Raw genomic sequence first — 17,843 nt, forward strand, 5'->3', positions numbered from 1 at the left:
AATAAAATTAAGAATATTCAGTTCTGTATCTGAAAACCCTATGAATAATAGCATCTATGTGATTTTTCCGTTTAAAACAGTAAAGCAAAACCGTAGTTATGTAAGAAAACGTGAAGTTGAATAAATGTATGACGAACAAAAAACGATAACAAAAAAAGTGTAACAAACCCGAAGAGGGTCCATGCTACACTTCACTAATAGAATAAATGGAGGAAAATAAGATAAAGAGGTAGCGATGCGTTGAGCGGAGGACGATTCTCTCGTTCTGCCAATCCATTTCAACACAGTGGCCTTGGAGCCATTCCACATCGCCTTGATTCCCGCTGCAAACGGCTATGCGCAATTCTTGATCGTTAGACTGTTGGATTACACGCACAAGTCTGTGCCATTCCCTTTGATTTGCGAGGGTATACGGTCGTTTGCGATATTCTATATGATGTAAGGTTTGGCGTTTCTCTAAATCATTCCAGTTAAGCGTCATCATTCGTTTTACTTGATCATTGTAATGCATCGTCCATCCCCCTTCCTAAACAGTGACGATGTTGTAATAACTTCAATTTAACACGAACACTAGTTCGCAGTCAACGTAAATTGACTTTGTGAAATTATGTGACAAAAAACGGTTGACCTCGAAGAGATAACGATGTAACATTGTTTTCATATTGTCGGTGTTCATTTAGGGTGAACAAATGAACGTGTTGAGTGAACAAGAGGTTGGGATTGGGGTGAATGCAATGTCAGAAAAACAGCAGTGGATCTTTATGAATGGAGAGTTTGTAGAGAAACACAATGCAAAAGTATCTGTATATGATCATGGCTTTTTATATGGAGACGGCGTGTTTGAAGGCATACGTGCCTACGACAATAATGTGTATAAGTTAAAGGATCATATTGTTCGTCTGTATGAATCAGCCCGATCAATCATGATGGAGATCCCATACTCACAACAAGAAATGGAAGACATTGTTGTAGAAACGATTCGTAGAAATCAGCTTAAAGATTCTTACATTCGTGTCGTTGTCTCACGTGGTGTTGGTAATCTTGGACTTGACCCTAGATCATGTGGAGAGCCGCAAGTCATCGTCATTGCTGAAAAGCTTGCGTTATTTCCAGAGGAATTATATGAAACGGGAATTGAAATTGTAAGTGTTGCGACTAGAAGAAATCGTCCTGATGTACTCAGTCCAAAAGTAAAATCATTAAATTACTTAAATAATATTCTAGTAAAAATTGAAGCGAACCTTGCAGGCGTTCCTGAAGCGCTCATGCTAAACGATGAAGGTTATGTTGCAGAAGGCTCTGGGGACAACATCTTCTTAGTGAAGAATGGAACGATTTTCACGCCTCCGGGTTACGTCGGCGCTTTGGAAGGGATTACCCGCCAAGCCATCATTGATATCGCGAATGAGTTTGGATATCCAATTAAAGAACAACCATTTACTCGCCACGATGTGTATACAGCTGATGAGATGTTTTTGACGGGTACGGCGGCAGAGGTTATTGCTGTTGTAAAGGTAGACGGTCGGACAATCGGCGACGGTATACCAGGCAAGGAAACGGTAAAACTTACCAAAGCATTTCGTGAGAAGGTTACCCATGACGGTACCCCTGTATACGAAAAGAGCATGGAAGCTGGATAATTTTTAAAAGTTGTTGAATAACTCTGTTTTTCTAAGCATAGGTGTGTTACTATATCAATCAATAACAAATTCGAAATTCGTACAATTCAATATTTAAAACGTTGAAGAGGACCAGTAGTTATTAATACTTTCTTTACAGAGAGCCGTTCGTGCTGAGAGACGGTGAGGAAGCTAATAATGAACTCCCCTCGGAGTGTGATAGTGAATGTATATCAAGTAGCTATCACCGGTCGGATTATCATCTGACCGTTACTAACAAGCGCTTTTAGCGCAATGAGCCGGCTTCTATTTAGAACCGGGAAATTAGGGTGGTACCGCGGAATAACCTTTTCGCCCCTTTGGTTAAATGTCCAATGGGGAGAAAAGGTTATTTTTTTATCGTAGACAGATGGATGCTTTGGAGGAAGAGAAATTGTATGAAGGAGGAAGATGGAGATGGGCACGAATCTCGAAGTGCAAGATGATGAACGGAGAACTGACCGGAACAACGAAGAGATGAATGGCAGTCAAATGGTTCTCGAATCACTGGCAGAAGAAGGTGTGGAAATCATTTTTGGCTATCCTGGCGGAGCCATCCTGCCGACGTATGATGAGATTTACAAAAAAGGGATCCGTCACATTTTAGCAAGACACGAGCAAGGCGCAATACACGCTGCTGAAGGTTATGCAAGAGTGTCAGGGAAACCAGGTGTTTGCATCGTTACGTCGGGTCCAGGGGCGACAAATGTTGTGACGGGCATTGCCGATGCGATGATTGACTCATTGCCGCTTGTCGTCATTACCGGTCAAGTTGCAACGAATGTCATCGGTACGGATGCTTTTCAAGAGGCGGATATGATCGGTATTACGATGCCAATCACGAAGCATAATTTTCAAATCCGAAATGTCGCAGATATCCCTACGGTGATGAAAGAAGCTTTTCACATTGCGACGACTGGTCGTCCAGGTCCTGTACTCATTGATTTGCCCAAAGATGTATCCATCGATCGAGGGAACTTTACGTATCCAAAAAGGGTGCAACTACCCGGTTATCAACCAACCGTTCAACCTAATCGATTGCAAATTAAGAAATTAAAAGCGGCGATTGAGAAAGCCAAACGTCCTGTTATACTCGCTGGTGCTGGCGTTCTCCATGCAGGTGGTGCAAATGAACTTGAACGTTTTGCAAAAACACAAAACATTCCGGTATCGTCGACACTGCTCGGTCTGGGAGGATTTCCTGCTCATGATGACTTGAGCCTTGGAATGGCAGGGATGCACGGCTTGTACGCATCTAACATGGCGTTGCATGAATCAGATTTACTCATCAATATAGGGGCACGCTTTGATGATCGTCTTACGGGTAAACTAGAACACTTTGCTCCATACGCGACGGTTGCACACGTCGATGTAGACCCTGTTGAAATCGGAAAGAATATTACGACTGACATTCCGATTGTTGGCGATGCAAAACGAGCGTTACAGCTACTAAATGAAACAACTGAACCACTAGGTCGTTTTGATGAATGGCACCAGCGGTTAGGTGAATACAAAAGCAACTATCCACTCTGGTATGAAGCGGACCAAGAAACACTCAAACCGCAAACCCTCATGGAAATGGTTTACGAGGAAACAAATGGAGACGCGATCGTGACGACAGACGTCGGTCAACATCAAATGTGGGCAGCCCAGTATTACAAATTCAATGAACCCAATCACTGGGTCACATCTGGGGGGCTGGGAACGATGGGCTTTGGTTTTCCAGCAGCCATCGGCGCACAGTTTGCTGAACCCGACAAAACGGTTGTAGCCGTCGTAGGAGACGCAGGTTTTCAGATGACCCTCCAGGAGATGTCGATTCTTCAAGAACTGCATCTTCCTGTAAAGATTGTGATTGTAAACAATGCTTCGCTTGGGATGGTAAGGCAATGGCAAGAGTTGTTCCACGGAGAACGGTATTCTCATTCACTGTTTCCGATTCAACCCGATTTCACGAAACTTTCCGAAGCGTATAACATTCCGGGATATCGCATCGACGACCCAAGTGAAGCAAGAGCGGTTCTAAAAAAAGGGCTAGCGATTGACGGACCTGTATTGTTCGACTTTAGAGTGACAGGTCAAGAAAATGTGTACCCGATGATTGCACCTGGTAAAGGTCATCAGGAAATGGAGGGAATTGCGCCGTGATTCGAACGATAACTGCAACGGTGAACAATTCGTCAGGTGTATTAAACCGGATTACAGGATTGTTCGCTAGGCGACAGTTTAATATTGAGAGCATAACCGTTGGAACGACCGAGAATCCCGAGATATCAAGAATGACTTTCGTTGTGAATGTAGAAAGCGATGGCGCACTTGACCAAGTTGTCAAACAGTTGAACAAACAAGTAGATGTACTAAAAGTAAGAGATATTTCTGGTGAATCGATTGTTCTTCGAGAGCTAGCGCTCATAAAAGTAGTCGCATCCGCAGAAAACCGTGGAGAAATTGAAACACTCGCCCGTCCATTTCGAGCAACCATTGTTGATGTCGGTCGGGACACTGTCACACTTCAAGTTACTGGCGACCATAGTAAGGTTGAAGCATTGATTGACCTTCTCAAGCCTTACGGAATTAAGGAGTTAGCTCGAACAGGGGCAACAGCTTTGAAGCGAAGCTCAACGACACAAGCTCAAGAATTGAAATACTCGCTTTTCCAATAATATATAACACAATTTAAAGGAGAGATTTAAGATGGCTACAGTATTTTATAACAATGATATTAATGAGAACGTACTTGGAGAAAAAACAATTGCCGTGATTGGGTATGGCTCACAAGGACACGCGCACGCATTAAATATGAAAGAAAGCGGAGTAAATGTCATTATCGGCATCCGTAAAGGCCGTTCTTGGGAGAAAGCAGAAAAAGATGGGTTTGACGTATATGAAGTTTCCGCAGCTGCTGAGCGTGCAGATATTCTCATGCTTGCTCTACCCGATGAAGCGCAGCCTGCAATCTATGAAAATGAAATCAAGCCGTATTTAACAAGTGGAAAATCACTCGTATTTGCACATGGCTTCAACATTCATTTTAGCCAAATTCAACCGCCAACAGATGTAAATGTGTTTATGGTCGCTCCAAAAGGTCCAGGTCACATCGTGCGTCGTACGTATGAAGCAGGTGCAGGTGTTCCAGCACTTTATGCAATCTACCAAGACCCGCATGGCGAGGCAAAAGATCTAGCACTTGCCTATGCGAAACAAATTGGCGCAGGTCGAGCAGGTATTATTGAAACAACGTTCCAAGAAGAAACAGAAACCGACCTATTCGGTGAGCAAGCTGTCTTATGTGGCGGAACGTCCGCACTAGTAAAAGCCGGTTTTGAAACACTTGTTGAAGCAGGATACCAACCAGAAGTCGCATACTTTGAATGTTTACACGAATTGAAACTTATTGTTGACTTGATGTATGAGGGCGGTTTGGAGTACATGAGGTACTCCATCTCAGATACTGCACAGTGGGGTGATTTCCAAGCTGGATCTAGAATTATAACGGATGATACGAAACAAGCCATGAAAGAAATCCTTGATGACATTCAAACAGGGAAGTTTGCTAAAGGGTGGATTTTAGAAAACCAAGCGAATCGTCCACAATTTAATGCCATTAATAATCGTGAACATGCGCACCAGCTGACAGAAGTTGGTCAAAAACTTCGAGAGATGATGCCGTTTGTTAAACAAGACCAAAAAGGAGTGGTATCACGTGCGGGCAGTTGAGTTTTTTGACACGACTTTACGAGACGGTGAACAGCAACCGGGTTTGAATTTAAATCGTGACGAAAAATTGGAAATTGCAAAGCAGCTCGACCGTCTAGGTGTTGACATCATTGAAGCCGGGTTTCCGGCTTCCAATGAGGGCGACTTTTTATCCGTCAAGCAAATTGCAGAAACAGTAAAAAATAGTACGGTGACCGGTCTGTCGCGAGTGAAAAAGCAAGACATCGACATTGCCTATGACGCTCTGAAAAACACTGCAGCGCCTAGAATTCATTTGTTTATCGCAACGTCTGACGTTCATATTAAGCACAAATTGTTCATGACCCAAGATGAAGTATTGGCTTCTGCTGTAGAAGCTGTTAAATACGCAAAGACGTTGTTCAAGACGGTCCAATTTTCAGCAGAAGATGCGTGTCGGACGGATTGGGGATTTTTAACGAGAATTTCTGAAGCGGTCATTGAAGCGGGTGTTGACGTCATCAATTTACCGGATACAGTTGGGTATACAACGCCGAATGAAATTCGCGCCATGTTTAAACACATGAAAGACAACGTAAAAGGCGTCGAAAAGATTAAACTCTCAAGTCATTGTCACGACGACTTAGGAATGGCAGTTGCCAATTCACTTGCAGCTGTTGAAGGTGGAGCTGACCAAGTGGAATGTACGATAAACGGTTTAGGAGAGCGGGCAGGCAATGCTTCACTCGAAGAAATTGCCGTCGCTTTGCATATCCGAAAAGACCATTACCAAAGATCATCAAACCTAGTACTTTCTGAAATCAAGCGAACGAGTAACCTAGTGAGCACGTTGAGTGGTACCGTCGTTCCTGGTAATAAAGCCATTGTCGGCGCTAATGCATTTGCTCACGAATCCGGGATCCACCAAGACGGAGTTTTAAAAGAGAGCACCACGTATGAAATCATTACACCAGAACTTGTCGGTGTTGAGAAGAATAAACTCGTTCTCGGTAAGCTTTCAGGTAAGCATGCCTTTCGAAATAAAGTCGTTGAACTTGGGTTTGATCCGACAGATGAAGAGTTAAAGCGAGTATTCGCCTCGTTTAAGGCACTTGCCCACAAAAAGAAAAATGTTACCGATGATGATATCTTCGCGCTAATGGCTGCTGACAAGGCTGGCAGTCCAGTCGGTCAATATGAACTGCAAAGCTTGCAAGTAAACGTAGCGACGCAAGCGAACGTCATCCAGACGGCAACAGTCATCGTAAAAACACCGAACGGTGAAACGGTTGAAGAAGCGGCAACGGGTAAAGGGAGTGTTGAGGCGGTTTACAACACGTTGGCTCGGATCATCGGAGAAGAGATCCGACTTGATGATTACCGTATTCAATCGGTAAGCGGTGGAGAAGACGCACTAGCTGAAGTGGTTGTTCACCTTACGTATAAGGATGATTCGTCACTTGGAAGAGGTACGGCGCATGATGTGCTAGAAGCTTCCGCATATGCCTATTTGAATGCAGTAAACCGAATCCTACTTGGAAATCCTGCGAAGCAATCCGCTGAGCAACCGGTAAAGTCATAGAAGTGAGGGTGCAGTAATGAGCGTGAAAAAAATAGCAGTATTGCCTGGAGATGGCATTGGACCGGAAGTGACAGAAGCGGCAGTTGCTGTGTTACAAACCGTAGCAAAAAAGCGGGATCACCAGTTTGAGTTTTCCTATGGGAGCATCGGAGGTGCTGCCATTGATGAAACGGGAGACCCCTTTCCTAAGCAAACCGAAGAGCTATGTAAAGGAAGCGACGCGATTTTGCTTGGGGCTGTTGGTGGTCCGAAGTGGGATGGAATTGATGTGGCAAAACGTCCGGAAAAAGGTTTGCTCAAAATGCGGAAAGAATTAGGGTTGTTTGCGAACTTGCGACCAGTAAAGGCGTACGCTCCTTTACTGGATTCCTCTCCATTAAAGCGTGAAGTCGTTAAAGATGTCGATGTTTTAATCGTGAGGGAACTGACCGGAGGCATTTATTTCGGTGATCATGAACGAAAAGAAGACAACGGAGAAGTGTATGCTGTCGACACACTCACGTACTCGGTATCAGAAATTGATCGGATTACGGAACGTGCCATTGATGCGGCTGCTCTTCGTAGCAAGCGGATCGTATCTGTGGATAAAGCTAACGTATTGGAGTCAAGCAGATTGTGGCGCGAGGTGGTTGAAGAAAGAGTCGCAAACCATCCCGATATTTCTTTGTCGCATATGCTCGTAGATAACGCAGCAATGCAGCTCATTCAGAACCCGTCCTCATTCGATGTCATTCTTACAGAAAATATGTTTGGAGATATTTTAAGCGATGAAGCGTCCATGCTGACAGGGTCTCTCGGGTTATTGCCATCAGCAAGTCTTGGTGAAACTGGACCCGGTGTGTTTGAACCGATCCATGGCTCGGCCCCTGACATTGCTGGTTTAGAATTGGCGAACCCATTGGCTGCAATTTCGTCAGCTGCCATGCTATTAAAATATGGATTTGGTTTTGCAGAAGAAGCAGAGCAAGTAGAACGAGCAATTCTTTCTGTGCTCGAACAAGGGTATCGAACGAAAGATCTTCAACGGAACGAAACAAAAGCGCATACGACAAAAGAAATGACTGAAGCGGTCATTCAAGCGTTAGCATAAGGAGGGGAAGAAAGATGGCAAAAACGATCATTGAAAAAGTTTGGGATCAACATACGGTCACTCAAGAAGAAGGGAAGCCTGATTTGTTGTATATTGATCTCCATCTTGTTCATGAAGTCACGTCTCCGCAAGCTTTTGAAGGGTTACGTATGAATAATCGATCTCTTCGTAGACCGGATTTGACGTTTGCAACGATGGACCATAATATCCCTACAGAAGATCGAAGAACGATCACCGATCGGATTGCAAAAAAACAAATTGATGTGCTCGTTAAAAACTGTGAAGAGTTTGGGGTAGAGCTCGCTGACCTCGATAGTCCGAGCAACGGGATTGTTCATATTATTGGACCGGAGCTTGGATTAACTCAACCAGGAAAAACAATCGTTTGCGGAGATAGTCACACGTCTACACACGGTGCATTTGGCGCTTTAGCTTTTGGTATTGGTACGAGTGAAGTTGAACACGTGATGGCGACCCAAACTTTATGGCAAAGTCGGCCAAAGACGATGGAGGTTGTCATTGATGGCCGTCTTAACAGTGGTGTGAGTGCAAAAGATATTATTTTGGCGCTTATTGCTAAGTACGGTGTGAATTTTGGAACAGGACATGTGGTCGAGTACCGGGGTGAAGCGATTCGTGGACTTACAATGGAAGAGAGAATGACCATTTGTAACATGTCAATTGAAGGAGGGGCGAGAGCAGGATTAATTAGCCCTGACCAAGTGACGTTTGATTACTTGAAAGGGCGTGTAAATGTCCCGAAAGGTGATGATTACGAACAAAAGGTCAAAGAGTGGAAAGCGCTAGCTACCGATGAAGGTGCAACGTTTGACGAGACGCTCACATTGTCTGCAGATGAAGTGAAGCCGATGGTGACGTGGGGAACGAACCCAGGTCAAGGAATTGCGATTGACGGTGTCGTTCCGTCTCCTACAGATGCAAAAAGTGATGCTGAGCGAAGAGCGATCGAACAATCACTAGCGTATATGGGTCTCTCTCCTGGAACAAGGATGGAAGACGTTGAAATTCAACACGTATTTTTAGGCTCATGTACAAATGCGCGAATTAGCGATCTTCGCGAAGCCGCGCGCTATATTAAAGGAAAGAAAGTAAAGCCAGACGTTCGTGCCCTCGTCGTACCTGGTAGTATGCAAGTAAAACGCCAGGCAGAAGCAGAAGGGCTTGCGGAATTATTTATTGAAGCCGGTTTTGAGTGGCGAGATGCCGGATGTAGCATGTGTTTAGGAATGAACCCTGACCAAGTACCTGCAGGTGAGCGCTGTGCTTCTACATCGAATCGTAATTTCGAAGGACGACAAGGGAAAAATGCCCGTACGCATTTGATGAGTCCGGTTATGGCTGCAGCTGCAGCGGTTCACGGTCATTTTGTTGATGTAAGAAAGCTCGAAGCAGAGCAGGTTACGTAAGGAAAAAGGAGGCGATAAACGTGGAGAAATTCACTACGCATAAAGGAAATACAGCGGCTCTCCCTTTTGTGAATATTGATACCGACCAGATTATCCCAAAGCAATTTCTAAAGCGTGTGGAGCGATCTGGTTTTGGTCAATTTCTATTCTATAATTGGCGCTTTCTCGATGATGAGTCCCCAAATCCAGATTTTGCGCTTAACCATCCGAGTGCTGAAGGTGCGACAATTTTGTTAGCTGATGAAAACTTTGGTTGTGGTTCGTCCCGAGAACATGCAGCGTGGGCACTTCAAGACTATGGCTTTCGCGTTGTCATTGCACCAAGTTTCGGTGATATCTTCTATAACAACAGCTTTAAAAACGGATTGCTGCCGATAAGGATTGAAAGCGAACAGGTGAGAGAGTGGTTGAAAGCGAGTGAAAACAAGTCATTTGAATTACTCATTAACCTTGATGATCAATATATTGAAGATCCTTCAGGAGAAAGGCATCCATTTGACATTGATGCATATTGGAAAAATATGATGGTTCATGGATTAGATGAAATTGGACTCACTTTACAATATGTAAATGACATTCGTGAATATGAAGCAAAAAAACAACCATTATAAAGGAAGAAAGCCGGATTTATTGACCGGCTTTCTTCCTTTTTTTGTAGGTAAAATCATACAAATCCAGCATTTTGTATAGATGTCGTTTTAAAAGCCTGTTAGTTTGGGTAAAGAAAAGGTATTCATGTTCGTTGTTAGTCATGAATGTGGAGAAAGCGAGGAAGGTGAGTACATGGAAGCAGTAGAGATTGTTGGATTTGCACTAGTTGTTATTAGTATTGTTCTCATCATCGGGAAATGGATACGATTGAAAGTTCCCGTACTTCAACGGTTATTTTTGCCGAGTTCAATTATTGGTGGGTTCTTTGCCTTACTATTTGGCCCTGAGGTGTTAGGAAGAATTATAACAGCAGTGACCGGAAACGAAGTCATGCCATACGGGATATTTACAGAACCGATGTATGAAGTGTGGGCAGAGCTGCCGGGTATACTTATTAATGTCGTATTTGCATGTTTATTTATTGGTTTTGCACTGCCTAGGTTACAAGACATATGGAAAGTCGGTGGGCCGCAAGTAGCACTCGGTTATACGATTTCTTGGGCTCAGTACGCTGTCGGTATTCTCGTCGCCATAACGATTTTAACACCGTTATTTGGCATGAGCCCTGCAGCAGGTGCACTTATTGAAATCAGTTTTGTTGGCGGTCACGGAACGGCAGCGGGACTTTCCGATAGCTTTGAATCATTAGGGTTTGAAGAAGGTTATGATCTTGCGATTGGCCTTGCAACAGTTGGTCTATTGTCCGGTGTTCTCATCGGTATTATTATGCTGAACATCGCTGCGAGAAAAGGCGCTTCGGAGACATTGAAACACCCTGATGATATATCTGTTGATCAGCAAACGGGTGTTTTAGATCAAAACCGCCGTGAACCTAGTGGTCAGATGACGACGTCAACCGTTTCCATCGATCCATTAGCGTTGCATATCGGTATGGTCGGCTTGTCTATTTTTATCGGTTATTGGTTGCTCGAAGGTTTAATGTGGGTAGAAGAGACTTTATGGATTGAGCAAATGGAACTAATTACTCACGTCCCTCTCTTTCCATTCGCAATGATTGGCGGGATTATCGTTCAAATCTTTATTACTCGGTTTGATAAAAATGATATCGTTGACCGCCCGACGATTAGTAGAATCCAAAATACGGCACTGGACCTGCTTATTGTCAGTGCGCTCGGTACACTAAGCTTACAAGTCATCGGCAATAACCTGATGGAATTTATTATTTTAGCTGTTGTTGGTGTAGCGCTCAACGTATTTATGTTCTTGTATCTGGCGCCGCGCATGATTCCTCATTATTGGTTTGAGCGAGGAATGGGTGACTTCGGTCAGTCAATGGGTGTTGCCGCGACCGGCATTATGCTCATGAAAATTGTCGACCCAGAACAGAAGACACCAGCAATGAAAGCATTTGGCTATAAACAAATTCTATTTGAGCCGATGGTAGGTGGTGGACTTGTAACGGCAGCTGCTATGCCAATCATCATTCAGTTTGGAGCCGTACCAGCACTCATTGTGGCGACAATTCTCATGATTGGTTTTTGGTTGCTCGGTGTGTTATATTTTGGGAAAAACAAACAAAATGAAACGCGTTCATAAGAAACGTGTTTCCGCTCAACCTATGGCGAGGCGATGCTTCGTACATAGGTTGTTGCTCTGGATTGAGGGATCGTCATGAATGAAGAAGAACAAAAGGTGATCGTGTTTCCTGGTACGGTTCAGCGTTTAATAGAAAACGGTCTGAATGATTTAAAAGGCGGGCAGTTTGAGAAATCGCTCCACACGTTTCAGGAAGTGATTCAATTTGAGCCCGATCATCAAGAAGCAATCTATGGGAAATGGGTGTCACTGCTCAAATTGGAAAGGCACAACGACGTGATACAAGATGCGTATGAAGGTCTTCCGCGCTTAGGGCATTTGTATAGAGACGGGCTCATGATTGTTGCTACGGCACTGGTAGAGCAAAGTCGTTGGCAGGAACTGGCCGATCTTATTAACGATGCAGCGGATGGAAATCATATTCAATTGAATGATGATTTAGAGTTTCGTGCACTGCTTGAAGAAGCGAACCGTCATAAGGAAGCGCCTGCAATCGAAATGGAAGAGGAAACGCGACCTGTTCCGACCGACCTAACGAGATCCTTGCGATTTGGATCGGCGGAAGAACAGTGGTCGGCATTTCAGCAGTTGAAGACGTATCCTCTCGTCGTAGTTATTGACACTTTCGACGATGTTTTACAGGACAAAGACCGGTCTCCTGTCGTTAAGTCACTCATATTGCTTCATCTTAAAGATGAGGAAATGGAAACGCCTGTATTCGTTACTAAAAACGAAAAGGAAACAACAATTGTGCCGAAAACCCTTCCGGCGTTAGAAAATTATGCAGGGGATGCCCAGACTGAGATTTTTTCAGCACTTGCTCCGATCGAATCGGACAACCCCCACTTGTATGAGACGTGCCGGCACGTGTGGGATTGGATGGCGGTCATATTGTACCCTTTCGAATATGAAAGAGTTTCGTCAATGGATTGGGCAGCGGCCCTCCATATTGAAGCACTTAGATATGTAGGCGAAGACTTAGACACTTATACAGGTGAGTGGGTTGAATACTACGGAGCAAGTCAAGTAAACGTGAATGAGTTGCTCTTGATGTTCAAACACTATGAAAGGTAGATACTGGCGAACTTTTCTAATTTGGTGCGATTGAAATGCACGTGGAGTATGTTATAATATAGTGGTTGTAAAAATGGAAGCGTAACCTATGAAACTTGGAGGGAACACAATAAATGACTGCAAAATGGGAAAAAGGTGAAGGAAACCAAGGGGTCCTCACTGTCGATGTAGATGCGAAACAATTTGATGAAGCCATTGATCAAGCATTTGAAAAAGTCAAGAAAAGCGTAAACGTACCTGGATTCCGTAAAGGGAAAGTCCCACGTAAACTATTTGAATCTCGTTTTGGTGTAGAGTCACTCTATCAAGATGCACTTGATATTGTTCTTCCAAAAGCTTATTCAGAAGCGGTAGAAGAGACAGGCATTGAGCCAGTAGACCAACCAGAAATTGATATTAAAGAAATGGAACAAGGAAAGACGTTAACATTTACAGCGAATGTCATTGTGAAGCCAGAAGTTGAGCTTGGCGATTACAAAGGGTTAGAAGTTCCTGCATTCAACACAGAAGTGAATGATGAAGATGTTGAAACTGAATTAAATAACCTACGCGATAAGCAAGCAGAGCTTGCTGTTGTTGACGAAACTGCACAAGATGGCGATACGGTTGTTTTTGACTTTGAAGGGTTTATGGACGGCGAACCTTTTGAAGGTGGAAAAGCAGAGAACCATTCGCTAGAGCTAGGATCTGGACAATTTATTCCTGGTTTTGAAGAGAAAATGGTCGGCTTGAAAGCAGACGATGAAAAAGATGTCGAGCTTACGTTCCCTGAGGAATACCATGCGGAAGACCTCGCTGGTAAACCTGCGGTATTTAAAGTGAAAGTTCACGAAGTGAAGCGCAAAGAACTTCCTGAGCTTGACGATGAATTTGCAAAAGACGTAGACGAAGAAGTTGAGTCACTAGAAGCGCTAAGAACGAAGAAGAAAGACGAACTTCAGCACAATCTCGAGCATGAGAAAGAGCACCATTACAATGATACCGTTGTAGAAAAAGCAGCGGAGAATGCAACTGTCGATATTCCAGATGCGATGATTAAAGCAGAAACCGATCGCATGATGCAAGAAATGGAACAGCGATTCCAATCACAAGGCATCTCTATGGATATGTACTACCAAATGGCAGGAACAGATGCAGAAGGTATGAAAGAACAATTTAAGCCTGAAGCAGAAAAGCGCGTTCGCATGAACCTTGTACTTGAAGCCATTGCAAATGCGGAAGAACTTGAAGCGAGTGACGAGCGTGTCGAAGAAGAGCTCGACAAAATGGCAGAAATGTATCAGCGCGATAAAGAAGAAATTCGTCAACTACTTGCCATGCAAGGTGGCGTAGATTCTTTAAAGAATGATCTTCGCATCCAAACAGCTGTTCAGTTCTTAGTAGATGAGAGCGTAACAGTTGAAGCAAAAGAAGATAAAGAAGCGTAAGTCGCAAAGAAGGCACGAGTCTTATTCGTGCCTTTTTATGCAATAGAAAACCGCTTCGATTGATCTTTTCATTGGATTCCTGTACATTAAAAAAGTAGGTGGAACAGATGAGCAGAAACGAAAAAGATCAACAAGAACACAAGTGTTCGTTTTGCGGCAAAACGAAAGATCAAGTGAAAAAGTTAATTGCCGGACCGGGTGTCTACATTTGCAATGAATGTGTAGGCGTAGCTCAGAAAGAATTATAGAACAAAATGAGGCGCGAACGTCGTGTCCTCTTTTTTCATGAATACATGATTGTGTTCATTTTGTGAACGTACAGAAGGACCTCCATTAAAAAAACATGAATGAATTTACGTTTTTCAACGTAAAGCTGATGAAGAATGGGTACGATAATGTAGGGGCTATTGTTTGACGTGGAGCAACCATTCGGTGTAGTCTACATAATACAAAAGAGGGGTGAATCACATGATCAAGTTTAACGAGGAGAAAGGGCAACTCAAGTGTTCTTTCTGTGGCAAAACACAAGACCAGGTTCGGAAATTAGTCGCTGGACCAGGTGTATATATATGTGATGAATGTATTGAATTATGCTCTGAAATCGTTGAAGAAGAACTCGGAACCGATGAGGAAGTAGAATTTGAAACCGTTCCGAAACCTCAAGAGATTGACGGGATTCTCGATGACTATGTGATCGGGCAAGAAAGTGCGAAAAAGGCACTGTCGGTTGCTGTGTACAACCATTATAAGCGCGTGAACTCAACGATTGGTCAAGGTGGCGATGACGTTGAGATTTCAAAGAGTAACATCTGTTTGATCGGACCTACTGGTAGTGGTAAAACACTTATGGCTCAAACGTTAGCTAGAATATTGAATGTGCCGTTTGCGATTGCAGATGCGACGTCGTTAACTGAAGCTGGTTATGTCGGTGAAGATGTAGAGAACATTCTTTTGAAGCTTATCCAAGCAGCAGATTATGATGTTGAAAAAGCTGAAAAAGGGATCATTTACATCGATGAAATTGACAAAGTAGCCCGCAAGTCAGAAAACCCATCCATCACAAGAGACGTGTCTGGAGAAGGGGTGCAACAAGCACTTTTAAAGATTCTTGAAGGAACAACAGCAAGCGTGCCACCACAAGGCGGGCGTAAGCACCCTCATCAAGAATTTATTCAAATTGATACATCAAACGTTTTGTTCATCGTTGGTGGAGCATTTGATGGGATTGACCAAGTCGTAAAGCGCCGTCTAGGTAAGAAAGTCATCGGATTCGGCTCTGAAGGCGAGAGCGGTGAAATGACAGAAGATGATTATCTAGATAAAATTCTGCCTGAAGACTTGCTTCGCTACGGGTTGATTCCAGAATTCATTGGACGTCTACCGGTAATTTCAAGCTTGAAACAACTCGATGAGAATGCGCTAATTGAAATTCTGACGAAACCTAAGAATGCACTCGTTAAGCAATTCCAACGTTTACTTGAGATTGATGAAGTGGAACTTGAGTTTACCGAAGACGCTCTTACGGAAATTGCAAAGAAAGCGATTGAACGTAAAACAGGGGCGAGAGGGTTGCGCTCAATTATTGAGGTTATCATGCAAGATGTGATGTATGATCTTCCGTCACAAGATAACATTAGCCGTTGTAAAATTACTGCTGATTGCGTGTTACACAACGCGTCACCAGTTCTTACGACCAAAGATGGCAAATCGATCACGTTAGATGAGATCGTGCCGCGAGAAAGCGCATAACACTTTAATCTTACAACCCGGGAGAAATTCTCCCGGGTTTTTTCGTGTGCGCATTGTGAAACTATGGGGATAGCTTCTGAGCGACCGAGTCATACTACTTGAGAATGATTCGGTTGTAAGGAGGAATTGCATGAATTGGACATCGATCATCATGTTGGTTCAAGTGTTTTTTGGTATCGTTATTGGCCTTTATTTCTGGAACTTGCTAAAAAACCAGCGTACACAAAAAGTATCGGTCGATCGTGAGTCGAGAAAAGAGATGGTGCAGTTACAAAAGTTAAGGTCTGTATCTTTGAATGAGCCATTATCGGAGAAAGTCAGACCAGAAACTTTAGATGATATTATCGGACAAGATGAAGGGATCTTATCTTTGGAAGCAGCACTTTGTGGCCCGAACCCGCAACATGTCATCATATATGGTCCCCCTGGTGTAGGAAAAACTGCAGCCGCTCGTCTCGTCATGAATAAAGCGAAATCAAATGAACACTCCCCATTTTTACAAGAAGCACCATTTATTGAGCTCGACGGTACAACAGCTAGGTTTGATGAAAGAGGGATTGCAGACCCACTCATCGGGTCCGTTCATGATCCAATCTATCAAGGGGCAGGCTCGATGGGGCAAGCAGGCATCCCGCAGCCGAAACCAGGAGCCATTACAAAAGCACATGGTGGTATGCTTTTTATTGATGAAATCGGGGAACTTCATTCCATCCAGTTGAACAAGATGTTAAAAGTATTAGAAGATCGTAAAGTGTACCTAGAAAGCGCATACTATAGCGAAGAGAACATGAATATTCCAAGACATATCCATGATATTTTCCAAAATGGATTACCTGCTGATTTTCGTTTGATTGGAGCGACAACCCGAACGCCAGATGAAATCCCGCCAGCCATTCGTTCCCGTTGCTTAGAAGTTTTTTTCCGTCCGTTAAAGCAAAAAGAGTTAGCGCGCGTTGCTGAAAAGTCAGCGAAGCGATTGGAGATGAGTATCCAACCAGAAGGGTTAGAAACGATCGCGTCTTACGTATCTAACGGCCGTGAAGCGGTAAATACGGTTCAGATTGCAGCAGGATTGGCTACGAGTGAAGATCGCAATGAGATCGGCGTATCCGACATCGAATGGGTCGTTCATGCCAGTCGTTTGACTCGGCGCCCAGAGAAAGTCATCCATCAAAGTCCGGCTGTTGGTCGGGTCAATGGTCTTGCCGTTTACGGTCCAGATCTTGGTATGCTTTTAGAAATTGAAGCCACCGCAAGAAAGACCTCTGAAGGAAAAGGAATGCTGACAGTGACGGGAATCGCTGAAGAAGAAAATGCCGGTAATCAAATGCGCTCCATCCGTAGAAAAAGTATGGCTCGAAGTTCAGTTGATAACGTCATGACCGTATTGCGCCGTCTTCAAGTGCCTGTTGACCATTATGATATCCATGTGAATTTCCCTGGAGGTACGCCTATTGATGGACCTTCAGCAGGTGCAGCGATTGCTACAGCGATCTACTCTGCCATCACGAATAAGAAAGTGAAAAACGATGTCGCCATGACGGGTGAACTCAGCATCTGGGGAACGATCAAACCGGTTGGAGGGGTGCCTGCCAAGGTCGCTGCCGCACTCGAGGCAGGAGCTTGTAAAGCGTATATTCCTGTTGAAAATGATGAAACAGTGCTTCATCGACACGTCGGAATTGAAGTTATCCCTCTTTCTTCTTTAGATGAATTATTTCTTCACGTGCTTAGTGAAGAACCTGTAGTTTTGGACACAACGATGAATCATCCGATCAATCATAATCAATCCTCATCCATCTAGTTCATGACGAGATGTGAGTTCATAGACACGTGATATTCGTTAAGCTACAATGAATATCATGAGTCTACAGAGCTTACGAACATATAGACAATTAGATGGAACATTGTGATTTAGGAAATGGGGGATGATGTTGACGTCAACTCAACACG

The 17,843-nt window shown here is 43.8% G+C and carries 15 protein-coding genes and 1 other annotated feature; of the genes, 14 read left to right on the top strand and 1 reads right to left on the bottom strand.

Annotated elements, in window-relative coordinates; all coding sequences use genetic code 11:
* Window positions 1-184 precede the first annotated feature (184 nt).
* The gene (locus ACE1TF_RS00080) at window positions 185-511 is read right to left on the bottom strand and encodes a hypothetical protein (RefSeq protein ID WP_042399058.1); all 327 of its coding nucleotides are present in this window, start codon (window positions 509-511) and stop codon (window positions 185-187) included.
* 178 nt (window positions 512-689) lie between these two features.
* Between ACE1TF_RS00080 and ilvE the strand changes: the two genes are divergently transcribed.
* The 14 genes from ilvE to lonB all read left to right on the top strand — a co-directional run bounded on the left by ilvE (window position 690) and on the right by lonB (window position 17,694).
* A complete protein-coding gene (gene ilvE / locus ACE1TF_RS00085; RefSeq protein ID WP_375013304.1) occupies window positions 690-1,640 on the top strand; it encodes a branched-chain-amino-acid transaminase in 951 nt (316 codons plus the stop codon).
* Window positions 1,641-1,732: 92 nt separating this feature from the next.
* Window positions 1,733-1,981 (top strand) — a binding site (T-box leader).
* 94 nt (window positions 1,982-2,075) lie between these two features.
* Complete coding sequence (gene ilvB, locus ACE1TF_RS00090; protein ID WP_375013306.1) at window positions 2,076-3,806, top strand: acetolactate synthase large subunit; 1,731 nt, start codon at window positions 2,076-2,078, stop codon at window positions 3,804-3,806.
* Window positions 3,803-4,321: an acetolactate synthase small subunit gene (ilvN, locus tag ACE1TF_RS00095; protein ID WP_042399061.1), complete on the top strand. Its 519-nt coding sequence runs from the start codon at window positions 3,803-3,805 to the stop codon at window positions 4,319-4,321. Before ilvB ends, ilvN begins: the two co-directional genes overlap by 4 nt.
* Window positions 4,322-4,352: 31 nt before the next feature.
* Window positions 4,353-5,375: a ketol-acid reductoisomerase gene (gene ilvC, locus ACE1TF_RS00100; RefSeq protein ID WP_375013309.1), complete on the top strand. Its 1,023-nt coding sequence runs from the start codon at window positions 4,353-4,355 to the stop codon at window positions 5,373-5,375.
* On the top strand, window positions 5,362-6,915 hold the full coding sequence (locus ACE1TF_RS00105; RefSeq protein ID WP_375013311.1) for a 2-isopropylmalate synthase: 1,554 nt from the start codon (window positions 5,362-5,364) through the stop codon (window positions 6,913-6,915). Before ilvC ends, ACE1TF_RS00105 begins: the two co-directional genes overlap by 14 nt.
* A gap of 16 nt (window positions 6,916-6,931) precedes the next feature.
* Window positions 6,932-8,005 (top strand): 3-isopropylmalate dehydrogenase, encoded by a 1,074-nt coding sequence (gene leuB / locus ACE1TF_RS00110; protein WP_042399064.1) that lies wholly within the window; start codon window positions 6,932-6,934, stop codon window positions 8,003-8,005.
* Window positions 8,006-8,019: 14 nt separating this feature from the next.
* Window positions 8,020-9,432 carry a 3-isopropylmalate dehydratase large subunit gene (gene leuC / locus ACE1TF_RS00115; protein ID WP_375013313.1) on the top strand — a complete coding sequence of 471 codons (1,413 nt, stop codon included), beginning with the start codon at window positions 8,020-8,022 and terminating at the stop codon, window positions 9,430-9,432.
* Window positions 9,433-9,452: 20 nt separating this feature from the next.
* On the top strand, window positions 9,453-10,043 hold the full coding sequence (gene leuD, locus ACE1TF_RS00120) for a 3-isopropylmalate dehydratase small subunit (RefSeq protein ID WP_375013315.1): 591 nt from the start codon (window positions 9,453-9,455) through the stop codon (window positions 10,041-10,043).
* Between the two features lie 172 nt (window positions 10,044-10,215).
* Window positions 10,216-11,640 (top strand): sodium/glutamate symporter, encoded by a 1,425-nt coding sequence (locus ACE1TF_RS00125; protein WP_375013318.1) that lies wholly within the window; start codon window positions 10,216-10,218, stop codon window positions 11,638-11,640.
* A 75-nt stretch (window positions 11,641-11,715) separates the two neighbouring features.
* Window positions 11,716-12,714, top strand: coding sequence for a hypothetical protein (locus ACE1TF_RS00130; RefSeq protein WP_375013320.1), 999 nt, complete (start codon window positions 11,716-11,718; stop codon window positions 12,712-12,714).
* A gap of 113 nt (window positions 12,715-12,827) precedes the next feature.
* The gene (tig, locus tag ACE1TF_RS00135) at window positions 12,828-14,141 is read left to right on the top strand and encodes a trigger factor (protein WP_375013322.1); all 1,314 of its coding nucleotides are present in this window, start codon (window positions 12,828-12,830) and stop codon (window positions 14,139-14,141) included.
* Between the two features lie 107 nt (window positions 14,142-14,248).
* The gene (locus tag ACE1TF_RS00140; RefSeq protein WP_081829107.1) at window positions 14,249-14,389 is read left to right on the top strand and encodes a ClpX C4-type zinc finger protein; all 141 of its coding nucleotides are present in this window, start codon (window positions 14,249-14,251) and stop codon (window positions 14,387-14,389) included.
* A gap of 220 nt (window positions 14,390-14,609) precedes the next feature.
* Window positions 14,610-15,890, top strand: a complete 1,281-nt coding sequence (clpX, locus tag ACE1TF_RS00145; RefSeq protein ID WP_375013324.1) for an ATP-dependent protease ATP-binding subunit ClpX — start codon at window positions 14,610-14,612, stop codon at window positions 15,888-15,890.
* Window positions 15,891-16,020: 130 nt separating this feature from the next.
* Window positions 16,021-17,694: an ATP-dependent protease LonB gene (lonB, locus tag ACE1TF_RS00150; protein WP_375013326.1), complete on the top strand. Its 1,674-nt coding sequence runs from the start codon at window positions 16,021-16,023 to the stop codon at window positions 17,692-17,694.
* Window positions 17,695-17,843: the final 149 nt, after the last annotated feature.

The sequence above is a fragment of the Geomicrobium sp. JSM 1781026 genome, from assembly GCF_041949955.1.
Taxonomy (GTDB): domain Bacteria; phylum Bacillota; class Bacilli; order Bacillales; family Marinococcaceae; genus Geomicrobium_A.